Below are 18542 nucleotides of genomic sequence, written 5' to 3' on the forward strand. Positions count from 1 at the left end.
GAAATCATTAATTCAAGAACAAGCCGATGCAATTTGACATCCGCTTCATACCCAAAGACCGCATTTACCCGTTGTGCAAATGGGATCGCCTCGACAATCTGAGCCTCGATTTTTTTACGCAATACCATCAGGGATTGTGGTTGTGGCGCATACACATCAAGTTGCACGCGATAGTTATCTAAATCCGCATCCTCCAGCGCACTGTTAGGTGTGATGCTGGCAAACTGGATCACAATGGCGGGATAATGCCCTTTGCCTTCAGGTAATACCTGAAAAAAAACCCTTCCATCGACAAGCGGTGAAAGGGTCTCTTTTAATTGCTGTATCATGGTCTCTACCTTGCTTTTTCAATATCCTCTTTGAGTGTTTGAACTATCACTTTAGCTGTCGCTTCCTTTTTCGCTTCAAAGCTGGGGCGCATAAACGGTTGTGCGGGCATCTTGGCGGTACCAAACTCGACAAACCACCAATAAAACGGATCATTTGGGTTCAATGCTGCACTTTTTCCCGTTGCTTGTTTAAAGGCAGACACTTTTTTACCCGATAATGATTTTACCCAAATACGTGTTTTGACTTGCCCATTGCGCTGCACTTTCGTTTTAGAACGAATATTGCGCTTGAGGGTACCCTTGCGTCGATGGGGCACCGTTTCCTTAAGGATAGGCACTCGATGTTTGATTTCTTCCTTTAACACCGAAGCGCCTGTATTCATCGCCTTACGCGCACTTTGATTTCTGGTTTTACGGGCGATGTCTTGCATTCGTTGAGCGAGTTCAGACAATCCACTGATTTTAATCTCACCCATCATTCACGCCCTCTTTGCACATTAATTGAAGCTCACGATGACGCTCATCAGGGTCAATAATCGAAATAATATTAAATAGTCGCTTACCCCATACAATACGCATTGAGGTATCGATATCAGCGATATAGCGAATAAGAATTCGCGTTGTGGCCTCACTTTGTACTTGCTGAGCTTGAAAATATTCTCGCCCTTGATAAGGCATGATCGCTGCACGTACTTTTGTCGCATGATCCGTCCAAATCACATCACTGCCACTGATGGCATCGGGCGCCAATACTGATTTTTGAATATTAATGGTGTGGCGTAATCGTCCTGCTCGCATAAAACCTCCTACAACCCATAAATCCGGTAAGGTTGAAGTAGTGCAGTGACCGCAAAAGGTTGTGTAGAAAAAGCTTGCCCCGAAATCACCCCCTCACGATTTTCATACCATTGCGCAATTAATAAGAGCATTGCCGCAATCACGTCATCCGTTAAGAATAAGAAATCGGGATCTTCTTGTGCTTTATCCATCTCCTGTGTTTTATGTAATGTTCGACGCGTGTAATTTTCAACATATTTCACGGCGGAACCGATATACAGCGTCAATAAATTATCGTCATCCGTAAAATCAGGATCGATATTGCAATGCTGCTTCACCAATTCGAGAGAAAGCATTATTTCTCCTTTTTCGCCTTAATATTTCTTTTCGGTTCAGGTTCAATAACAAGATGTGCTTCTTCCTGTTCTTTGGCATAGCCTTTTTGGATTAACTCCCGTCCATGTTGCTCTAAGGTATCAATCTGCTCACCTTCAAGCACCACTCGTCCCTCAAAATAAATGGCTCGTAAGATGACTAATTTCATATCACCTCCAAAGAAAAAGCGGCCATAAAGACCGCCTTAGTTACATTAATCACTTGACGTTGCTACCGTAAAATCACCGTAAACAAAGGCTTCCGGGCGTTTGATCGCCAAAGCAAGACGCTCTTCACAACGGATAGAGATCATGTTTTTCTCAAAATCATCGGCGTTTTCCGTTGAAATCACCACATTCGTTTCTTCGCGATCAAAGAGCTGTGCACCCGCATTAAATGCCCCTGTTAAGAATTTCCCTTTAAACGCGGGGGTTTCTGTTGCCACAACCGGTAATCCCCATAAAGTCGGCCCTGTTAATGCGGAAGGATTAGCCAAAATATAGCGCCCCAAAGAGTCTTTGGTTAGTTCAATTTTCGCCCAGTCAATAAAGTGTAAAACGTGACCAGAAGCAGGGAAACGCGCCAATTGAGCTTGAAGCATGGCAAGCCGTAAATCATCGATACCGTTTTGTTTTTCAACCGTAAAGGAGGCTTTATATTGAGTGGCTTGTGGGATAATGCCGTGCAAATGAGCCCCAGAGCCATCACCAAATAAAATTTCTTGCTCTTCAACAAACTTCAATCCATAACGCATTTCTGCATCAATCAACGACTGCAACTGAGAAAAATCATCTAAGATTTGTTTAGACGCTTTAAACATATGAGCAATCGTCGTCACTGGAGTGATTTTAGTCGCAAAGGCAATGTCGCTATACGGCTTAGTGGTATTTTCAGGCGCAACCGCCGCCTTGTTGGTAAACCCCGTTTGCTGAACCCAGAAAATGGCGGGAGATTGCGTTTTACCTGACGCAATTAAGTCACGAATAAAAAGTCGTTGTTTCGGTGCAACATCGATACCCGACAAACGTTGTGGTTCAACCACACCTTCGGCAACGCCCGTAGATGTTAATGCTGCTTGAACAGGAATTGAAACACGTTTGCCCCCTTGAATGCTGGAATTGATCTCTTTTAATACTTCAGCCGAGATCACTTGTTGACCAACACTTTTTACAACCAGCACCGCATTATTGAGTGGCATTTGCGCAACATGTTGTTCTAAATCCCCTAATGCGGCTTTCAGTGTTTTTTCAGATTCGCGTAGCGCATTTAGCTCGGTTGCCATTTTGTCTACGGCATGTTTCGTTTCTTCACTTAATCCACCCACTTTCTGCGCTTCTTTTAACGCTTCTTCAGCTTTGGCATTAAAATGCTGATTGGCTTCTTCAATTTTTGCCGATAGGTTTTTTAATAATTCATTTGTCTCTGACATAGTCACTCCAATTACTTAACGCAGGCAAAGGCGGTCACCGCCTCCTCCAATTTTGACAGGATTTCAGGATTAATATCGCAGGTAGCGCTTGGCATACCATTAGATTGGGAAGTAGCGCTCGGCGTACTTCGGGTTAATGCACTAATTAGTTTTCGTCGTTCAGCACGAGGTGTGTTGGTTTTGGCAAGTAGCGCATCCAGTTTTCGGATCGCGGCTTGGGGACTTTCATCACCTTCGTCAATCACATCGGCAGAAAGTAGGCTGTCCGCAAATCCCTTTTCTATCGCTTCACTCGCACTGATATATGTTTCGTTGTCCATCATCTGACTCACCACGTCACTCGATTGCCCACTACGTGCAACATAGATATCGGTCATCGAGGCATCAAAAGGGGCGAGATCATGAGCAAGTTTTGCAAAGTCGTGACGATTTCCTACCCCCATTGCCCAACAGTTATGGATCATTAAAAAGGCACCGCGCCCCATTTTTATTTCATCCCCTGCCATCGCAATAATGGACGCAGCGGAAGCGGCAATGCCCAAAATATTGACCGTTACCTTGCCACTGTGAGCACGAAGCAAGTTATAAATTGCCAACCCTTCAAACATATCGCCCCCTGGGCTATTGAGGTTAACGACAATATCTTGCTCACCAATGGCACGAAGCGCGGCGGAAATCCGTTTAGCGGTGACACCTTCCCCCCAATAATCTTCTCCAACGACGTCCAATATCGAAATCGAGTTATCCGCATTGGATGCTCGAATACGGCTATTCCATTTATCCAGTGCTTTGGGTTTCAGCTCATAGCGAATCGATGCGCAGGGGCGATCCTCCAGCGCGACTGGCAACTGATTTTTTTTCATAACGATTACTCCTCGGGACGAGGTGGATTGGATTGAGATGGGGTTACAGGCTCACCTTCAGGAAATAACCAGTTAGTGATCTGTGCTTTGAGCTTTTCAGCTTCATTGTTCGTGATGTCTTTTCCGAGCTGATCCAGTGGCGTTAAATTAAGCTGAACCGTATAAATATCGCCCCCTTCAATAGGCGGTAAATTCTCTAACCGTCGAACATCATTTCGGCTCATCCAGCCATTTTGTAACGCTGTTGTGTAATAAGCTGAACGTCCTGCACTGTCTGCACGTAATAAGCCCTCAACAGAAAATTCCGCATAATAATCATCATCACTGTCGAGTAAACAACGATTAATTTCTTGCTCAATATTGACCAATAAGGGACGTAGTGTATTAGTCAAAAACTGCATATTCATCCCTTCCACACTGGATGCCCAACTACTTTGCTTATCGGCATGCCCCACCATAAAAGGTGGAACGCGGAACCAACGGCAAATTTCCTCAATGCTAAATCCGCGACTTTGTAATAATTGCGCAGTTTCAGGGTTCATGGTGACATTTTGATAAGACAAATCCGCTTCGAGGATCATCACCTTTCCAGCATTTTTTGAGCCGGTAAACGTCATTAAATGCTTTCTTAGGCGTTCTCGTTGATCGGCTTTCAAGGCATTCTTTGACGTTAATAATCCACTGGTTTGTAATCCATTTTCAAACACTTTTCCGGCCGCTTCATCCGTCGATAACGCGGTACCAATCACATCACGCCCAATCTGAATCGGTATCATTCCGCACACACCGTCCATACCAAACCCTCGAATATGCATCATATTTTTAACGGGAATAACCCGTTTATTCGATTTAGGCGTGGTATAGGTATATTCCAACTGCCCATTTTCCAATCGTTTTACCGTCATGTTTTGAGGTAATAACGGTTGAAGTGAAACCAACTTTTTCCCGATATAACATTTTTCAATAAACGCATTTCCTCTTAAACATAAGCTGGCAACAACCATCAACATAAAGCGAGAAGGTGTCATTTCTGCATTGGGTTTTCGGCATAATACGGTGTAAGCGGGATGATGTTTCGCCAGTTCGCGCGAGCCATCCGCCTTCGTTTGATAGATTTTCAATGGCAATGTCGAAATAGATTCACTGAGTAACCGAACGCAAGACCATACCGCAGACAGCTGTAATGCATTATCTGCGGTGACCACCTTGCCACAGCTACTCTTTCCAATCCATTCTTCCCAAAAGGCGCCATCAGTTAAACTAATGGGTATCCCCATCCAATTGAGGATCGCCGATTTTATTCGGCTCTTTTTTTTCACGTTACGCATTTAGATCCCCACAATAATTGGGTTATCAAAGAAACCATCAATATCCCCTTCATCCTCGAATTCCCCTTCCGCAGCACCAATCGCCATTGCAGAGGCCACCACACCATCAATTCGACCCGTGCTTTTTTTCTTGGCAAAGACGCGGTTATCTTTTTGGTCAGCCTCAAGCACAGCGGATGCGGCATTCCATCTCAAACAAGGATTGGCGTGGATCTCAATCTTCTTGTCATCAATGAGCTGTTCAAACAGTTCGATAGAGTGTGGCATCCATAGCCCTGAATCTTTGGCTTTGTAAAATCCTTGTCCATGTTGGATTAAGGGAACCGTCACCCCCACTTCATCGAGTTTGGGTTCAAGGTATTTAATGCGATAAGGGTCAAAGGCAATGGCTCTCATGCTGACGTGCATCGCCATTTCAGCAATGCGTTCTGCCACAAATTCATACCTCACCGCATTCCCTGGCGTGGTATGCATAAAACCTTGCCTTACCCATAAGTCGTAGGGCACTCGGTCGGTTTTCGCTCTATCCAATAAAGTGTCTTTGGGTGTCCAAAATTCAACATAAAGACGTTTGAGGCGAGGAAAATACAGGGCTAATGCGGTTAAATCTTTGGTTCCTGATAAGTCCAATCCGCCATAACACTCTTCACCTTGAAGATCATCGAAGGTGAACATGTTTTCACACTGCATCCATGTTTCACTGTTAATCCACGGATTATCGGCATCCACCCACTGACAAAAATTAAGCCGTCTGACAATACTTTCTTTTGCGGGCATACCTCGGGCTTGTGTCACTTGTTCGCGTAAGTAGCGATCAGAAAAGGTGTAGCCCAGTGATGGATTGGCTTTCCCCCAACAAGACTCATCCTTAAAGGGATCATCGCCTTCATCCAGTGAGCAAATATAGGAAAAGAAACTGTCGTCTTCTATAGTGCCTTCGGCGACTTTTCGACCGTATTCATGATAGTCATAACACACGCTGGTTTTATCATGGCCACTGTTGGTGATCATAAATATCAAGGCTTGTCGCCGACCTTTAGTACCCGCTCGCATCATCTCAACGGCAGTATTATTTTTATGCTCATGAATTTCATCAATCAACGCACAATGGGGACGAGGCCCTGATTGCCCATCATCTGAGCTAATCGGTCGAAAGAATGAACTCGTTTTCAAATAAGCCAAATTCCACTCTTTGCCTGTTCCGCCTGATTTGGTGATCCGCTGACTTAATGCGGGAGATTGATCAACCATCGCCACCGCATCACGAAACAAAATCATGGCTTGGTCTTTTTTCGTGGCCGCCGCATACACTTCGGCACGCGGTTCACTGTCGGCGACTAAACAATACAGCCCAACGCCACCCGCCATCGGGGATTTTCCTGAACCTTTACCTGATTCAACGTACACCATGCGAAATCGGCGTGTGCCGTCTGTCATTTTCCAGCCAAAAATAGAGCCAATCACAAAGCATTGCCAAGGCAATAAAATAAACGGTTTCCCTTCATGCTCCCCGCCATTGAGTTTTAAGACTTTCGCGAAAAAGTCGATCACCCTTTTGACAGCCTCAACATCCCAGACTAATCCCCGTTGCTCGGCTTCGTTTAAATCTTTGAGATGACGCGCACAAGCATGACGAATATCAGGCCCCGCTAAAATTTTGCCTTGATGCACGTCTTGCGCGTATTGCGTTGCGGGATCAACCGAAATATTGGTTGAGCGGATCTTCCTCTTCTTCTCCACCATCTATCTTCACCTTCGAACGAGCGGCGGGGGTTAAACCAAACTCGACTAAATAACTTTTAAAAAGACCGTCTTTTTTGTCCAACATGGCAACCGCTGGATTCGCTTTAATTAAAAAATCCCCTAATTGCGTTTTTGTGGTGTATGTCTTACCTTCAATGGCAATGGTGTCTCGCAATTGAAGAATATCGGCGTAGATATCACACAGCCGTTCTAATGCCAGCGTGTCAGCCACGGTTAAAACGCCCATCCCATCGAGTATTAAGGTTAATTTTGCCCACGCCATTTTCCCCCAATCCGTTAAATGTTCGGGTGGGCTTGGAATTTCACGTTTGGGTTGGGGTTCTTTATCGTTGAGTTTTCGTTTTCCCGGATTACCGGTGACCACCTTCAAGTGGGTCGGTTTCGGGCGTCTTCCTGCCATCGGAACCTCCCAGAAAAAAACTTTTCATTTCGCGGTTGTGCACACAAATGAGGGCGCTAGGTAATCAGAGCGAAAGTGTTTGAACTTTTACCTCGCCCCCACCCGTTGTTATTTCAATTTAGAATTATTTCAAATGGATATCGGGTGCATTCATGATCATGTCATTAGTGCATGTCAGTGTGACTGTGATATCAACTTGTTTACATAATCCATCAGCGGGTGGAAGAACAACTAACTTTTGATTACTTAACAACTCACCATCAACACTTAATGCATGACCAACGAAGCGACCGCCACGAAATAGCTTGGATAACTTCACTTGTTTTTGATTACACATCGTTATTTATTCCAATGAGAGTTCGGATCGAGTGGAATGCCATCCGCATTACAGCCAATGACTTTGCCACTCTTTTCGATACGTTGTTTGGTTGAGTTATGATGCAGTTCGCATAAGCTTTGAAAGTTCTTTGTGTCCCAGAATAAGGCTTGAGCTTTTGCGATACGTTCTTTATCACCTGATTCAAGTGCCTCTTTAAGACGATGCGGAGTAATGTGGTCAACTACTGTAGCTACAGTAATACGTCCTTGCTCTTGGCACATGACGCAAAGTGGATGTTCATTAAGAAATGCTAATCGCACCTTTGCCCACCGACCACCATAGACATTGCGTTTTTTCATGGTTTATTTCTGACGACATCAGCGTCTATTGATGATTGCTTATTGCAGGTAATAATTCCTTTGAATATAGCGTCACTAGACGTACTAAAACCTAAAGAATTATCGCTACTAATAACATAATGTTCATAATCAGCCTTATCCGCCCATTGATTATGAGTGGTTGCTAGTGTGATGATAGTTTGATTTATCTCATGTATTTTTTTTAGCAATTTAGCTGGCTTATCAATACTATTTAAATCGATAATTTTTGTGTTTCTTGGATCTGTATAAGGAAATTGCCCTGAATGACAAATCGCTATGAATTCTTTATATAGGTTGCTTCTCTCTTCAATTAGCTGCGATATTTCTTTTTGCAAGTAAACACAATGACCTATTGCCTCATAATTAATCTGTTTGTTTGACATAATAAACTCCAATAAAAAGCCATTAGGGCCTATTCATCGTTAGATATTAATTAAATCAACATCCTCAATTTTAAGGATCGCTATTCAATACCAGGAATATAGATTTGAGCTTCTTTAAGAATTCGTTCCCTCGCTGTTAGTAGTAACTGCTTTCTACCACCAACACCCCAGTTAGCCATCGTTCTCGCGCAGCTACTAACATTTTTTGTTTCGGTATTGATTACATGATCTAACTTGTTCAACTTAGCCATGATATCTAACCCTTTTCTCGTAGCATCCCTAAAGGTGTTATATACGAGAATTTCAAACTCAGGCTTTAGCCAAGCTGCGTATCTAATAACAACCAATTCTAATGCCCACACACCATGATTAAGCCCACCGTTAATGACTTTGACCGCAGTGCATTTTTGCATTGCGCTTAATTTTTCTACAAATGTCTTAACCTGTTTGCTTCTCAAAAATTGACTTGGCTTTTGATTCTCTCTGGCTTCGCCATTTGCCACGGCTGAGGCATGTAAATCATTTAGGTTATATCTTCCTTTGTCATCAACGCGAACAGATACACCATTAATACTTACTCTTGGATATTGCATAACGTATTACCTTCATTTGAAATGAACCCTCGTTCACATAGAAAATCAGCCCGTCGAAGCTCGCCAGCTATAACTGACTTTCTCGAAGGCTCATATCAAAGTGATTGGATTCGACGTTTGTGAATTGCTCTGTGAATGAGCGATGTAATGCGTATAAAAAAAGCCACCAGCGATTAACTGATGGCTATCTGTATACACAACTCAATGAATGATGTTTGTAGATGATGTCTCTCCATCGTCACGCCCCTTCTTCTACCTACAGCTGACGTTGCTGATAATGACCGAAAAATAACAAAACGGCGGTATTCGTTGTTTTTGATTTCTCTTACATACTCAATGTGAAGAAGGACATGTCATCGTTAATGTAATAAGAACAGCGACAACGCGACGCTACATATAAAATAGCAGCTAACTGCATACCCAATGTGCCTTGATACAATTCACCTTTATCAATGCACTTTTGCCACATAGCTTAATACCTTTATAAATCATGCCATCAACTAGCATTTTTAAAAATACGCACAATCTTTGTGATCCGGCTTCTTTTTCATTTAACTATTGATGCAACATGAAAATTGGTTACGATAATACCTATCTTCATTATAAACCTAGACAGATATGATATTTTAGATATTGCACAAGAATCATACAAAAAATTATTTATAAATTAATAATTTAAGTTTACGAATCAAAATTTATCAGTTAATATTTTTCTTGATGATATGTTAATTATAACGCCGTTTTTCGCCTCTCTCCCGAGGCGTTTTTTTATTCATAAAGTAGCCTTTACATTCTATTCTCTGTTACCTGATATTTTTTGGCACTGAATCTACTCAATGAAAAAATAAACAAGTTATCACAGATAATTCTTAACCATAAAACCTCATAAATAACGATTTCTAACCCAATATTTTTAGTATCCATTAAAAATCATAAGGTTACTTATCTAATCTTTGATCTAAACACTAGAAACATATTAAGCAAGTATATATGCTTAGCAACTTATACAACGTATAAGTTACTTCTATCTATGAGACTTAGTGTCTTCCTTTGGGCACACTGATTAGACTCTGTATTTTAGCTTTATTGTCACCCCTGTAATTATCCTAGCTTACAGGGGGTTTTTTTCTAAACAATTTGCTAAACTCAAATTAGTAATTATACTTAAAAAAGTTATGCATAATAGTATCGCTATATTTATCATTAAATTGATATTTTGTTCTACTTAGCCTTTCGTTCATATAGATATGAAGGGCTTTTCTTATTAAAAGTAGCACTAAATATCAAATTCAACAATAATATTAGTATCCCCTCATTTACTAATCAGCAGCTATAAAGATAAAGCTTGTTTATAATATCTTTCAATTAAAAAGCCACCAGCAATCAAAACTGATGGAGATTATGTTGGATATTTCTTATCTTCCTTTCTCTATAACTAGCATTGCTTGTTATGCCCCAAATAGCAACGTAGTGATATTCGTAGAGAATATCTGATAACAACTGTATGTTAAACAATCAAAATACAATATTTTTCTTGGCATCATGCAGAAATAACAGTATAATTGACACATGTTTATTGTTGCTTCATTTCAGCCGCCCTATGAACTCAAACTCATGGGGCTTTTTTTATTCCATATCTAACTTTCTAAAGACAACTAATCAAAAATAAGGTTGATATGTTTATCTGAGTTATACTTTATTAACATCACTATACTTATAGTGATTAGTAATTTGAGTATTTCAGTCCATTTTATATAACTCAATTTCAGACATTTATATCCAATATAATTTATAAAATACTAAAATATTCTTTCTATTTTAATAAAGATAACACAACATCCTCATATTTTTTACCCATAGGTGAATATTCTCCCATATCACAAACATCAAACTCCTCTTTCAAAGAATCATAAATAATGCTTGCAAACATATCACAATCCACCATTCTCTCATCTTTTGTAAGTTCATAAATTAAATGATAATGTTGAAGTAACTCAGTATCAAACCTAGGGTTAAAAGATAATGGTATTTGATCACCTTCACTGTTTACTTTATTTCTATTGTTATGCATTAAAAGATAAACATTATCAAACGCTATATCCTCTTTCGCTGCAACACATGCAACATAAGATTCATATGTTGCCGTTGTAACTAGAGTTCTTTCCATTAATGCCTGAGTATTAATTGATAAGGATAACAGAGTAATAATAATTAATATTTTATTTATCATTTTCATAAAAATAATTTATAGTATTTTCTATTACTTTTAGAATAACATCATTATTAAATAATCCAAATATTTCTCAATGAAATTATAATCCCTATCATTTCATCATATAAAATTCATTTTAATCATAATATCAATGTATAAAAATTTATATTTTTAAAACTCGATCACCGCATATAACATTAATCTTCATAACCAAATTAAATAAAAATAATTTTATCTTACTTCCAATCATACAGAGATATCCCATTTAATTTTTTAATAATTTAACCTTTTATTGTGGTAATTTAGATTAATTCGTTTATTTATATGACAATTGATGATATCTTAAGAGAAGATCATAATATTGATTAATATCCTTTCCTGTTTAGCCCATTTCTTATATTGGGCTTTTTTCTTGAATGCCTTCATTCCTCTTAATTTTTCCTTAACAATTCACACTAGATACTAGAAATTTATTAAACAGATAAATATACTACATATCGTCATAATTCATTTTTTATAACTTTTTATTCGCGCTCTATACCATGAGCGCATTTTTTTATTCTAAGTATTCATGTTTGATATAATCCTGTAACCCAAGAATCACTCGTTCTGACTCTGCAATTCGCTCTCTGAGTAACCAATAATTTCGGATAGCGGTGTCTGTAGGTCGGGCGGTGGTTGCATAAGCCAAGCTGGTGGAGGGAGTGGTTTTGACTTTGGGACACTCGGCTTTGATGTACACCCGCTCAGGATGACGCTCGCTAATATCACGCAAGCGACTAATTTCATTCTTGGCATTCGCTAACTCCTGCGTATATTGAATATCCAGTTGGTTTAACCGCATTATGCGTGCTTGATAATCAGTATTAATAGACTTCTGCTCTTCGAGAGCTACTGTCAGTTTTTTGTTGGTATCTGTCAGTGAATTAATCCTATTAGCTTGCCAATTAATCACCCAATAGCCCCCCACAATGATGCCTACCATCACAATGACAGCATAGAGTTTCCCATATTTCATGATTAATACCGATGATGTGAGAGTGCAATCTGACAGCGTTTTTCTAAACTCACTGGGTCTTTAGTACATGAGTTATCAATCAAGAGATAAATACCACCAGCGACTGTGATGAGTAATATGAGGATAAAGCTGATAATGATGATTAAAGGTTTCCATGACATAGTGCTGACTCCGCTTCTCGACGACTGACAAGCCCTCGCCAAACCTTTCCTCCTGCATAAACCCAACGTTTCATTTCTTCACAAGCACCCGCTCTATCACCAGCGTTTAGTTTCTTAAGTAATGTTGAACGAGAAAATGCGGTTGTTCCCACATTAAAAGCAAAGGAATATAAAGCGGCTTTGGTGTAGTCATCGAGTGGTACTTTGATTAATGCATCGACTTGCTGTTGTGTCTTAATAAAATCGTTTTGTAATAACGCATCACATTCTTGTTGTGTGTATCTCTTACCTTGAATAATGTCTTTGCCTGTATGCCCATAACAAACTGTTAGAACACCCGCCACATCACGATAAGGTTCATAACGCACACCTTCAAAATGGGCTATTACTACTAACGCGATTGCTGTGGCTCCCGCTGTTGTTAGCGCAGCTATTTTCTGTTTGAGAGACATTAAATATCCTTTGGCGCTTTCACCATTAATTCAGCAAGCCTTTTTAGGGTTTCAGTTGGGTTTTGTGGGTCAATATGTTGAACAAGCTCTTCAAATAATTGAGTGCGTTTTCGCTGTTCTCGACGAGTCATAAAATAAGTAGCTAAACCCAGAACCATGCTAAACGCCATCCCAATAACAAATCCCCATTCATATAATGAGAGGCTGGCAAAAAAGGCCGTTAGGCCTGCTGTTCCATAGGTTACATTGGTTAATTTTTCCATACGCATAGTCACCCCCAAAGGAGTGTCCGTTGATGATGAGTGTGAGAAAGTTAAAAGTGAAACGATAAAAATTAGGCGGGCATTGATACTTTAAGTGCCTTTAATAAACCTTCAGGCAACTGTTCTTCCAGTGACGCATTAGAAACAATCACAAGACCATACATAGATATCCATGTATTCGTTTGTTGTAAGTGTCCCTGAATAAATTGCTTCGCTTTCTCTAACAAATAAACACAACTCTCTTGTGTGTTTTTACGCCAATAGGATTCAATCGCCACCAGCAATGGAGCACCAGCATTACCAATTTTTTGCAAGCCGATTCGATATTGCTTTTTACCTGCGGGAGACGTTGTGCAAATTAATTGTGTCAGTTGTTGAGTTTCACCATCAGCCGTATGGATATTCGCCGTTAAAATGATAGAGGTGTTCTTTTCACTGTCTGTTTCTGAAGCATAGTGAAGACTAAACTGTAATTCGTTTATCTCTTTTGGCATGATGCGCACCTTTTATTGATATATGTCATATTTAGACAAGAAAAAAACCACTGTTGTGGATTCATATAATTGATATTTTAATGATAATAATTATCATTACAGCACATATCTGGTTTTCCCTGATATTGATACATTGTTTTATTGATAATTTATCTCGTTATTAACACTATTCCCGAGAGTTTATGCCGACATAACTCCTAGCGTGTCGGCTTTTTTTTTGCTCAAATTTAAGCTAGCCTCGGCAAATAACACGAACAGTATCTCCAGTCACTGTTGTAATGTAGGCTTGGTCTGTACGCTTAATATCAAACGATGGAATAGAGTCTTTTTTTGTGTGTTCGACTCGCGCTACGATATCTTTATTTCCAGGCTCAGGATAAAACTCTAAGCGATACATTTCGCCTAAGTAGTGAACCTCCTCTACTTTACGGCCTTCACGTTCAGTAATTAATTTAAGTGCGTACATACATTCGTTCCTTATTTTAGATAATAAAAAAGACCGCCTAAGCGATCTTTGATTAATTCACACATTTTTTATTTATGATGTATGGCATTCACTACAGCACCAATAACAACCATCAGCAGTTCTATAACCATTAACCTTTGCTTGAGAAACAGCCTGAGCACAACTGGTAAAATAACCTAAATATTGCCGGTTTGACGCATTAGGCATATGGTCGCAACCATCTTGATGAACCTCATAATCACCATGATTATCAGTAGATGTATGAACATAGTAATGATGATACATAAATACCTCTTATTGTTGTGTACACAAAGAGATAATATGTTAAATAGTTAAGTTGTTCTTACCCTTAGCTCACATATCAAAGATCTATCTGGTAATTTTGGATAAATAAACTTGCAAGGATTACTTACAGGTTGAAATAACGTCATTGGAACTCATCAAGATAATATCAATAAATTAACCTATGATCCCCCATCTATGAAGGTAATGCCTTAGAACTCAGGAGAATTAAAGCTTCTGCTCCTCTCTTTGCGCTCTTCTTCTGACAACTTATCGTGCTCGGTGTAAAGTTTAGCTTTAACTAAATCAGCTATAGCTGGATATTTAGAATCCATCGAATTCTTCATACATATAAACTCCAGATAACAAAAAACCCCGCCGAAGCGAGGTTCATAAGTTGGTTGACCTTGATGTCAGTCTTATCACAATATCAATTATCTTACGATCGTAAAGTCTTAAAACGATTTTTTTCTACATATCGATCCATTTCTAATGGAACCTCAAGCATCATCAACATTCCTTCAATGATACCTTCCGCTTTTTGTAGTTTTTTTCCAATATAAGTATCAGAACAATGATGTTTTTCTGCTAACTGAATGAAGGTCATTCCAAACAAATAATAATCGACCAATAGATCATGCATATCACTGCTTTTTTTATTTAATTGAGCCATACAACTGGAAATTATCATTGCATCATCTTCACTGCACTGAGGACAGGATTTCACTTTATTAGGTATTAATCCTTTAAAACCTGCAGCGATAGAATACCATTGAACTGATTCAGTATTATCAGCACACCACGCTCCCCAACGTGATAAAACTTCCTGTATATCTCTCATGCTAATACTCCCAGCTCTGTACACACGTTAAACCAATGCCCTCATTCCTAATGAGCGGTTTAGAAAAGAAAATAATAATTCGAGTTGGTTGCCATAAGTGGCTTCCCATTGTTTGGGGTCACGATGTAACTCGTCATGGTGAGTTCGGCATAATGGAATGGTGAATAAGTCATGAGCTTTCGTTCCCATACCTCCCATACCATGGCCGATAATGTGATGTGGATCGTCAGCTTGTTGTCCGCAAACACAACAAGGCTGTGTTTTCACCCATTGAAGCCATTGGGAATTCTCCCAACGTTGCATTTTAGGTTTCAAAAGGAATGACGCTGGTGGCTCAGGAACGATAGCAACTTTTATAACTGGTCTTATCATGTCTAATCGTTCATTCATTGTTGATAGTGCTGTTACATTGCTTGGAATAATATCTGCTTCAGGAAAACCACCATGTACCCTGCGCTCTTTAGGTTTTTCAGACCAATCCAAAATTTGACGTAATATCGCATCAGGTAATTCATCAACCAGTTTATGCATCACAGCAAATGAGAAAAAATCGGGTACTGTCAGCTGGTGGCCATTATCCAATCTTAAACGACTGCGAATAGTGTCTACCATCCAAGCAATACGATTTTTATGAGCCAATTCAGCAACCCACTCAGCTGATGAATGACGAATATGATTATCATGGTACCAACAAGTCCGTATCACACCGTCTTTATGCCATGTGGTTGTTAATTCATGGTGATGATAACTGTCATGCTTATCGTTAATCTGACAACAATGGATATTTCTGCCTATCCACATATTCATCGATGACAATCCCCCCATAACTTGGATAACTTTTTTATTATTCAAAAAATCAACAATGCCCTTGTTATCCAATAATGGCTGTTCATTTCCTGTTAATGCCCCAGAAGGCCATTTATCTAAACTTTTTGGTACATCGCTAATAATCACGCGAGAATGTGGTTTAAATTGCTTAAGCAACTCCGCTCCAGGCTTCAATAAAACAACGCCAAGGTCAGACTGAATATAGGGCGTTAAGAGTAGTTTCATTAAATCTCATCCCCAACTTTATATTCAGCCCATAACCCTGCAATCCACTTCACACCTTTAGTAGTAAACCTTGATTGTGCAAAAGCGTGGTTATTTTTTGGGTTCGTTCCCGTTTTTATCTCAAAGCGACCAAGATCGACATGAGTTTGATAAGGCGTAAACGTATTATTCAAGCGATACATAATTTTCTTATCAATTAAAAAACAGCGAAAATCGGTTTCTTTCGCCTGCAGTAATTTACACACTTGTCGAAACGTCATAGAACCATGGGATAAAACATAATTATCAACAAACTGAGCCTTAGGTGTCGCAATCGCCAGTTCACTTTCCAATTTTTGTTTTTCTTCTGCTAAGTCTGCTGCTAATCGCAATGCTTCTGGTAATGTTTGAGGAATGACTGGCTGCATTTTTGATTCTAATTCCTGCCAGCGATCAACTATTTTTGCTGTGAACTGAGGTGACAATCGAGCTACCAACACCAGAGAGTCTCTTTTATTAAAACGATATTCAGTATATTGATTGCCGTTATGTTCAAAAGGGAACTCAGCCAATGGCTGGGTTAAAATTTGAGCAACAAAAAGCCTATCGGCAGAACGCTTAACATCGGAATGATTACTTCCCGTTAAACTGGCAATCTCTCGACTCGACATAGTTAATTCACGATTCATTATGGGTAATACTGAAACTTCCATTATTTTTTGCATCATGCTATTTCTCTCCACGTTTTACTCGTGACCGTACATCACGTGATTAAATGGGCAGATTATTCTCTCCTTCACAATATCCATTAACATCAACTCAGGCATAAGTACCCCATAACCCAATCAGTAATGTCACTACAAACCAAAAACCAACGAACAAAATGTATTTAGTTAGCATTACTGAGTCTCCTGTAACATTTCTATCGTTTGCTTCCAAATGCAGTTCCATGCTTGGCGACCTGAAAACTCACTCATACGACGAATGCCTGTTTTACCTGCTAGCTCAAGTGCAATTTCTTCAATGCGATTTTTAGGTTTAGACCGAGAGCCAATCAAGCGGGAAAAGGCACTATCACGTTCAACGGTGTCAACTTGAACTTTTGGTTCATTCCTTGGCTCTTGGCTACGGACAGTGAGTTCATCAAAGTGTTTACGTAATTTTCGAGGACTTAAAATATTTTTGTGCCAGAATGAATCTTTGTTAGCCCAATCGAACAAGGCACAAATTTGCTCATGGGTACGCCCATCGATTTGGCGCATCAGGCGGATATCGTTCGCCCAGCCATACCAAGTAGGCTCTAATGCGGATGGATTCAGTTTTTTAACACGACCAAACATCCATTTCGCCGTTTTTAGATCACCTTCATCGCCCCATTTTTGACCGTTAGCGCTGTAAATCACTGCTTCAGGATAACGAGTTAAAAAATCATTTTTCGGCTGGTCGCTGGATTCGCCAGAATTCTGCGACAAAGAATGATTTATTGATGGATCATATTTTGAAGTTACTGATGGATCGCCCTCAGGAGCTGACGGGTCAAAAACGACCTTTTTACTGGATTTTGATGGAACAGAATTTGATGCAACAAATTTTGATGGGTCAGATTCTGATGCATCAGATTTTGACACGTCAGATTTTGTTGGTTGAGAAAGCCCTTTATTTGCCGCTTGGTATAGCTTCACTACATTTAACTGATAAATATTGCTTGCATTACGATTCCCTTTTCTACGTTTTTCACTGGTTAACCACCCCTCTTTTTCCAGCTGTTTTATTGCTGTGCGTACTGTACTTTCTCCCGCACCGATTTGGCGAGCAATAGTCAGAATAGAAGGCCAACAAATGCCTTCATCATTAGAAAAATCAGCTAATCTGGCCATGATAGCAACTGATGTGAGTTTTAAACCTGCATGGGCGCAACCATCCCAAACATAACTAGATAATTTAACACTCATATGAGACCTCCCTTAGCTCGGGTATATTTCTCTCTAAATTTTTTAACTGGCTCACACTGGGGAACATCACAACCATCGAGCATAAAAATAACGTGCTGTTTTTTTCGGCCATAACAAACAACATGAACAACGATCCCCCGATGATTTTTGTAGTAGCGATCAAGTTGGTTTGGGTTCTCATTGCTCATTGCCCCACTCTCCACTTGAAAAATAAATATCAGCCCATGCCTTTTTAAGGGACTGTCTATCTACCAGACCTATTTTTTGTTGGTAGTTGTTTAGTTGTTCGTCAGAGGCTATGATTTCCACATAGCGAAATGACTGACGACCTGAGACAGGTAAACAACGAAATTGCTTTTTAGGTACTAAATGCGCTAATCTACTCATGCTAATTTCTCTTCACACAATTGAAATTTGCAAACCGAAGCC

29 protein-coding genes are annotated in these 18542 nt (G+C 39.8%); all 29 read right to left on the minus strand.

The window, feature by feature from the left end:
- On the minus strand, positions 1-329 hold a 329-nt coding region (gp17, locus tag ACNARN_RS13515), incomplete at its 3' end, for a tail completion protein gp17 (protein WP_416304566.1).
- A gap of 5 nt (positions 330-334) precedes the next feature.
- Positions 335-808 carry an HK97-gp10 family putative phage morphogenesis protein gene (locus ACNARN_RS13520; RefSeq protein ID WP_161729121.1) on the minus strand — a complete coding sequence of 158 codons (474 nt, stop codon included), beginning with the start codon at positions 806-808 and terminating at the stop codon, positions 335-337.
- Positions 798-1127, minus strand: a complete 330-nt coding sequence (locus ACNARN_RS13525) for a phage head closure protein (protein ID WP_416304567.1) — start codon at positions 1125-1127, stop codon at positions 798-800. The genes ACNARN_RS13520 and ACNARN_RS13525 overlap by 11 nt, the downstream gene beginning before the upstream one ends.
- Positions 1128-1135: 8 nt before the next feature.
- Positions 1136-1462: a head-tail connector protein gene (locus tag ACNARN_RS13530; protein ID WP_161707262.1), complete on the minus strand. Its 327-nt coding sequence runs from the start codon at positions 1460-1462 to the stop codon at positions 1136-1138.
- The gene (locus ACNARN_RS13535) at positions 1462-1650 is read right to left on the minus strand and encodes a hypothetical protein (RefSeq protein WP_099073699.1); all 189 of its coding nucleotides are present in this window, start codon (positions 1648-1650) and stop codon (positions 1462-1464) included. The genes ACNARN_RS13530 and ACNARN_RS13535 overlap by 1 nt, the downstream gene beginning before the upstream one ends.
- 45 nt (positions 1651-1695) lie before the next feature.
- Entirely contained in the window at positions 1696-2910 is a 1215-nt protein-coding gene (locus ACNARN_RS13540) for a phage major capsid protein (protein ID WP_160230286.1), read from the minus strand.
- 11 nt (positions 2911-2921) lie between these two features.
- Positions 2922-3773, minus strand: a complete 852-nt coding sequence (locus ACNARN_RS13545; protein ID WP_160230285.1) for a head maturation protease, ClpP-related — start codon at positions 3771-3773, stop codon at positions 2922-2924.
- Positions 3774-3778: 5 nt separating this feature from the next.
- Complete coding sequence (locus ACNARN_RS13550; RefSeq protein ID WP_416304568.1) at positions 3779-5101, minus strand: phage portal protein; 1323 nt, start codon at positions 5099-5101, stop codon at positions 3779-3781.
- Positions 5102-6844: a terminase large subunit gene (locus ACNARN_RS13555; RefSeq protein WP_416304569.1), complete on the minus strand. Its 1743-nt coding sequence runs from the start codon at positions 6842-6844 to the stop codon at positions 5102-5104.
- On the minus strand, positions 6798-7265 hold the full coding sequence (locus ACNARN_RS13560; RefSeq protein WP_161706176.1) for a phage terminase small subunit P27 family: 468 nt from the start codon (positions 7263-7265) through the stop codon (positions 6798-6800). Before ACNARN_RS13560 ends, ACNARN_RS13555 begins: the two co-directional genes overlap by 47 nt.
- 124 nt (positions 7266-7389) lie before the next feature.
- Entirely contained in the window at positions 7390-7602 is a 213-nt protein-coding gene (locus tag ACNARN_RS13565; protein ID WP_006537823.1) for a hypothetical protein, read from the minus strand.
- Positions 7603-7604: 2 nt separating this feature from the next.
- A complete protein-coding gene (locus ACNARN_RS13570) occupies positions 7605-7943 on the minus strand; it encodes an HNH endonuclease (RefSeq protein WP_416304570.1) in 339 nt (112 codons plus the stop codon).
- On the minus strand, positions 7940-8347 hold the full coding sequence (locus tag ACNARN_RS13575) for a hypothetical protein (RefSeq protein ID WP_135017195.1): 408 nt from the start codon (positions 8345-8347) through the stop codon (positions 7940-7942). Before ACNARN_RS13575 ends, ACNARN_RS13570 begins: the two co-directional genes overlap by 4 nt.
- Positions 8348-8427: 80 nt before the next feature.
- Positions 8428-8940, minus strand: a complete 513-nt coding sequence (locus tag ACNARN_RS13580) for a KilA-N domain-containing protein (RefSeq protein WP_161707179.1) — start codon at positions 8938-8940, stop codon at positions 8428-8430.
- A 325-nt stretch (positions 8941-9265) separates the two neighbouring features.
- Positions 9266-9409: a hypothetical protein gene (locus ACNARN_RS13585; RefSeq protein WP_235366030.1), complete on the minus strand. Its 144-nt coding sequence runs from the start codon at positions 9407-9409 to the stop codon at positions 9266-9268.
- Positions 9410-10753: 1344 nt separating this feature from the next.
- The gene (locus ACNARN_RS13590) at positions 10754-11176 is read right to left on the minus strand and encodes a hypothetical protein (protein ID WP_129586838.1); all 423 of its coding nucleotides are present in this window, start codon (positions 11174-11176) and stop codon (positions 10754-10756) included.
- 532 nt (positions 11177-11708) lie between these two features.
- Positions 11709-12170 (minus strand): lysis protein, encoded by a 462-nt coding sequence (locus ACNARN_RS13595; protein WP_311747546.1) that lies wholly within the window; start codon positions 12168-12170, stop codon positions 11709-11711.
- A 2-nt stretch (positions 12171-12172) separates the two neighbouring features.
- Positions 12173-12331: a hypothetical protein gene (locus ACNARN_RS13600; protein WP_239739126.1), complete on the minus strand. Its 159-nt coding sequence runs from the start codon at positions 12329-12331 to the stop codon at positions 12173-12175.
- Positions 12313-12783 carry a lysozyme gene (locus ACNARN_RS13605; protein WP_311747547.1) on the minus strand — a complete coding sequence of 157 codons (471 nt, stop codon included), beginning with the start codon at positions 12781-12783 and terminating at the stop codon, positions 12313-12315. The genes ACNARN_RS13600 and ACNARN_RS13605 overlap by 19 nt, the downstream gene beginning before the upstream one ends.
- Positions 12783-13052 carry a hypothetical protein gene (locus ACNARN_RS13610; RefSeq protein WP_160230480.1) on the minus strand — a complete coding sequence of 90 codons (270 nt, stop codon included), beginning with the start codon at positions 13050-13052 and terminating at the stop codon, positions 12783-12785. Before ACNARN_RS13610 ends, ACNARN_RS13605 begins: the two co-directional genes overlap by 1 nt.
- Before the next feature lie 65 nt (positions 13053-13117).
- Positions 13118-13540 (minus strand): hypothetical protein, encoded by a 423-nt coding sequence (locus ACNARN_RS13615; protein ID WP_160230481.1) that lies wholly within the window; start codon positions 13538-13540, stop codon positions 13118-13120.
- A 232-nt stretch (positions 13541-13772) separates the two neighbouring features.
- Positions 13773-14006 (minus strand): hypothetical protein, encoded by a 234-nt coding sequence (locus ACNARN_RS13620; protein WP_311747548.1) that lies wholly within the window; start codon positions 14004-14006, stop codon positions 13773-13775.
- Between the two features lie 72 nt (positions 14007-14078).
- On the minus strand, positions 14079-14291 hold the full coding sequence (locus ACNARN_RS13625) for a hypothetical protein (RefSeq protein WP_160230483.1): 213 nt from the start codon (positions 14289-14291) through the stop codon (positions 14079-14081).
- A gap of 436 nt (positions 14292-14727) precedes the next feature.
- Positions 14728-15129: an antiterminator Q family protein gene (locus ACNARN_RS13630; protein ID WP_311748419.1), complete on the minus strand. Its 402-nt coding sequence runs from the start codon at positions 15127-15129 to the stop codon at positions 14728-14730.
- Positions 15130-15156: 27 nt separating this feature from the next.
- On the minus strand, positions 15157-16182 hold the full coding sequence (locus ACNARN_RS13635) for a DUF968 domain-containing protein (RefSeq protein WP_311748418.1): 1026 nt from the start codon (positions 16180-16182) through the stop codon (positions 15157-15159).
- Positions 16182-16889, minus strand: coding sequence for a phage antirepressor KilAC domain-containing protein (locus ACNARN_RS13640; protein ID WP_235365662.1), 708 nt, complete (start codon positions 16887-16889; stop codon positions 16182-16184). Before ACNARN_RS13640 ends, ACNARN_RS13635 begins: the two co-directional genes overlap by 1 nt.
- 171 nt (positions 16890-17060) lie before the next feature.
- Entirely contained in the window at positions 17061-18113 is a 1053-nt protein-coding gene (locus ACNARN_RS13645) for a helix-turn-helix domain-containing protein (RefSeq protein ID WP_416304571.1), read from the minus strand.
- On the minus strand, positions 18110-18301 hold the full coding sequence (locus tag ACNARN_RS13650) for a DUF4222 domain-containing protein (RefSeq protein WP_235365443.1): 192 nt from the start codon (positions 18299-18301) through the stop codon (positions 18110-18112). The genes ACNARN_RS13645 and ACNARN_RS13650 overlap by 4 nt, the downstream gene beginning before the upstream one ends.
- On the minus strand, positions 18291-18500 hold the full coding sequence (locus ACNARN_RS13655) for a hypothetical protein (RefSeq protein ID WP_416304572.1): 210 nt from the start codon (positions 18498-18500) through the stop codon (positions 18291-18293). The genes ACNARN_RS13650 and ACNARN_RS13655 overlap by 11 nt, the downstream gene beginning before the upstream one ends.
- Between the last annotated feature and the right edge of the window lie 42 nt (positions 18501-18542).

Origin of the sequence: Proteus sp. TSJ240517 (genome assembly GCF_047921575.1) — a bacterium.
Classification (GTDB): Bacteria; Pseudomonadota; Gammaproteobacteria; order Enterobacterales; family Enterobacteriaceae; genus Proteus.

What these genes read in the sequence shown, in the direction of transcription:
- ACNARN_RS13650 (WP_235365443.1), bottom strand. Translation starts at nt 18,301, where the DNA reads ATGAGCAATGAGAACCCAAACCAACTTGATCGCTACTACAAAAATCAT.
- ACNARN_RS13590 (WP_129586838.1), bottom strand. Translation starts at nt 11,176, where the DNA reads ATGAAAATGATAAATAAAATATTAATTATTATTACTCTGTTATCCTTA.
- ACNARN_RS13545 (WP_160230285.1), bottom strand. Translation starts at nt 3,773, where the DNA reads ATGAAAAAAAATCAGTTGCCAGTCGCGCTGGAGGATCGCCCCTGCGCA.
- ACNARN_RS13655 (WP_416304572.1), bottom strand. Translation starts at nt 18,500, where the DNA reads ATGAGTAGATTAGCGCATTTAGTACCTAAAAAGCAATTTCGTTGTTTA.
- ACNARN_RS13605 (WP_311747547.1), bottom strand. Translation starts at nt 12,783, where the DNA reads ATGTCTCTCAAACAGAAAATAGCTGCGCTAACAACAGCGGGAGCCACA.
- ACNARN_RS13640 (WP_235365662.1), bottom strand. Translation starts at nt 16,889, where the DNA reads ATGATGCAAAAAATAATGGAAGTTTCAGTATTACCCATAATGAATCGT.
- ACNARN_RS13595 (WP_311747546.1), bottom strand. Translation starts at nt 12,170, where the DNA reads ATGAAATATGGGAAACTCTATGCTGTCATTGTGATGGTAGGCATCATT.
- ACNARN_RS13625 (WP_160230483.1), bottom strand. Translation starts at nt 14,291, where the DNA reads ATGTATCATCATTACTATGTTCATACATCTACTGATAATCATGGTGAT.
- ACNARN_RS13600 (WP_239739126.1), bottom strand. Translation starts at nt 12,331, where the DNA reads ATGTCATGGAAACCTTTAATCATCATTATCAGCTTTATCCTCATATTA.
- ACNARN_RS13635 (WP_311748418.1), bottom strand. Translation starts at nt 16,182, where the DNA reads ATGAAACTACTCTTAACGCCCTATATTCAGTCTGACCTTGGCGTTGTT.
- ACNARN_RS13565 (WP_006537823.1), bottom strand. Translation starts at nt 7,602, where the DNA reads ATGTGTAATCAAAAACAAGTGAAGTTATCCAAGCTATTTCGTGGCGGT.
- ACNARN_RS13645 (WP_416304571.1), bottom strand. Translation starts at nt 18,113, where the DNA reads ATGAGTGTTAAATTATCTAGTTATGTTTGGGATGGTTGCGCCCATGCA.
- ACNARN_RS13620 (WP_311747548.1), bottom strand. Translation starts at nt 14,006, where the DNA reads ATGTACGCACTTAAATTAATTACTGAACGTGAAGGCCGTAAAGTAGAG.
- ACNARN_RS13570 (WP_416304570.1), bottom strand. Translation starts at nt 7,943, where the DNA reads ATGAAAAAACGCAATGTCTATGGTGGTCGGTGGGCAAAGGTGCGATTA.
- ACNARN_RS13540 (WP_160230286.1), bottom strand. Translation starts at nt 2,910, where the DNA reads ATGTCAGAGACAAATGAATTATTAAAAAACCTATCGGCAAAAATTGAA.
- ACNARN_RS13535 (WP_099073699.1), bottom strand. Translation starts at nt 1,650, where the DNA reads ATGAAATTAGTCATCTTACGAGCCATTTATTTTGAGGGACGAGTGGTG.
- ACNARN_RS13520 (WP_161729121.1), bottom strand. Translation starts at nt 808, where the DNA reads ATGATGGGTGAGATTAAAATCAGTGGATTGTCTGAACTCGCTCAACGA.
- ACNARN_RS13530 (WP_161707262.1), bottom strand. Translation starts at nt 1,462, where the DNA reads ATGCTTTCTCTCGAATTGGTGAAGCAGCATTGCAATATCGATCCTGAT.
- ACNARN_RS13585 (WP_235366030.1), bottom strand. Translation starts at nt 9,409, where the DNA reads ATGTGGCAAAAGTGCATTGATAAAGGTGAATTGTATCAAGGCACATTG.
- ACNARN_RS13630 (WP_311748419.1), bottom strand. Translation starts at nt 15,129, where the DNA reads ATGAGAGATATACAGGAAGTTTTATCACGTTGGGGAGCGTGGTGTGCT.
- ACNARN_RS13610 (WP_160230480.1), bottom strand. Translation starts at nt 13,052, where the DNA reads ATGCGTATGGAAAAATTAACCAATGTAACCTATGGAACAGCAGGCCTA.
- ACNARN_RS13615 (WP_160230481.1), bottom strand. Translation starts at nt 13,540, where the DNA reads ATGCCAAAAGAGATAAACGAATTACAGTTTAGTCTTCACTATGCTTCA.
- ACNARN_RS13575 (WP_135017195.1), bottom strand. Translation starts at nt 8,347, where the DNA reads ATGTCAAACAAACAGATTAATTATGAGGCAATAGGTCATTGTGTTTAC.
- ACNARN_RS13550 (WP_416304568.1), bottom strand. Translation starts at nt 5,101, where the DNA reads ATGCGTAACGTGAAAAAAAAGAGCCGAATAAAATCGGCGATCCTCAAT.
- ACNARN_RS13555 (WP_416304569.1), bottom strand. Translation starts at nt 6,844, where the DNA reads ATGGTGGAGAAGAAGAGGAAGATCCGCTCAACCAATATTTCGGTTGAT.
- ACNARN_RS13580 (WP_161707179.1), bottom strand. Translation starts at nt 8,940, where the DNA reads ATGCAATATCCAAGAGTAAGTATTAATGGTGTATCTGTTCGCGTTGAT.
- ACNARN_RS13525 (WP_416304567.1), bottom strand. Translation starts at nt 1,127, where the DNA reads ATGCGAGCAGGACGATTACGCCACACCATTAATATTCAAAAATCAGTA.
- ACNARN_RS13560 (WP_161706176.1), bottom strand. Translation starts at nt 7,265, where the DNA reads ATGGCAGGAAGACGCCCGAAACCGACCCACTTGAAGGTGGTCACCGGT.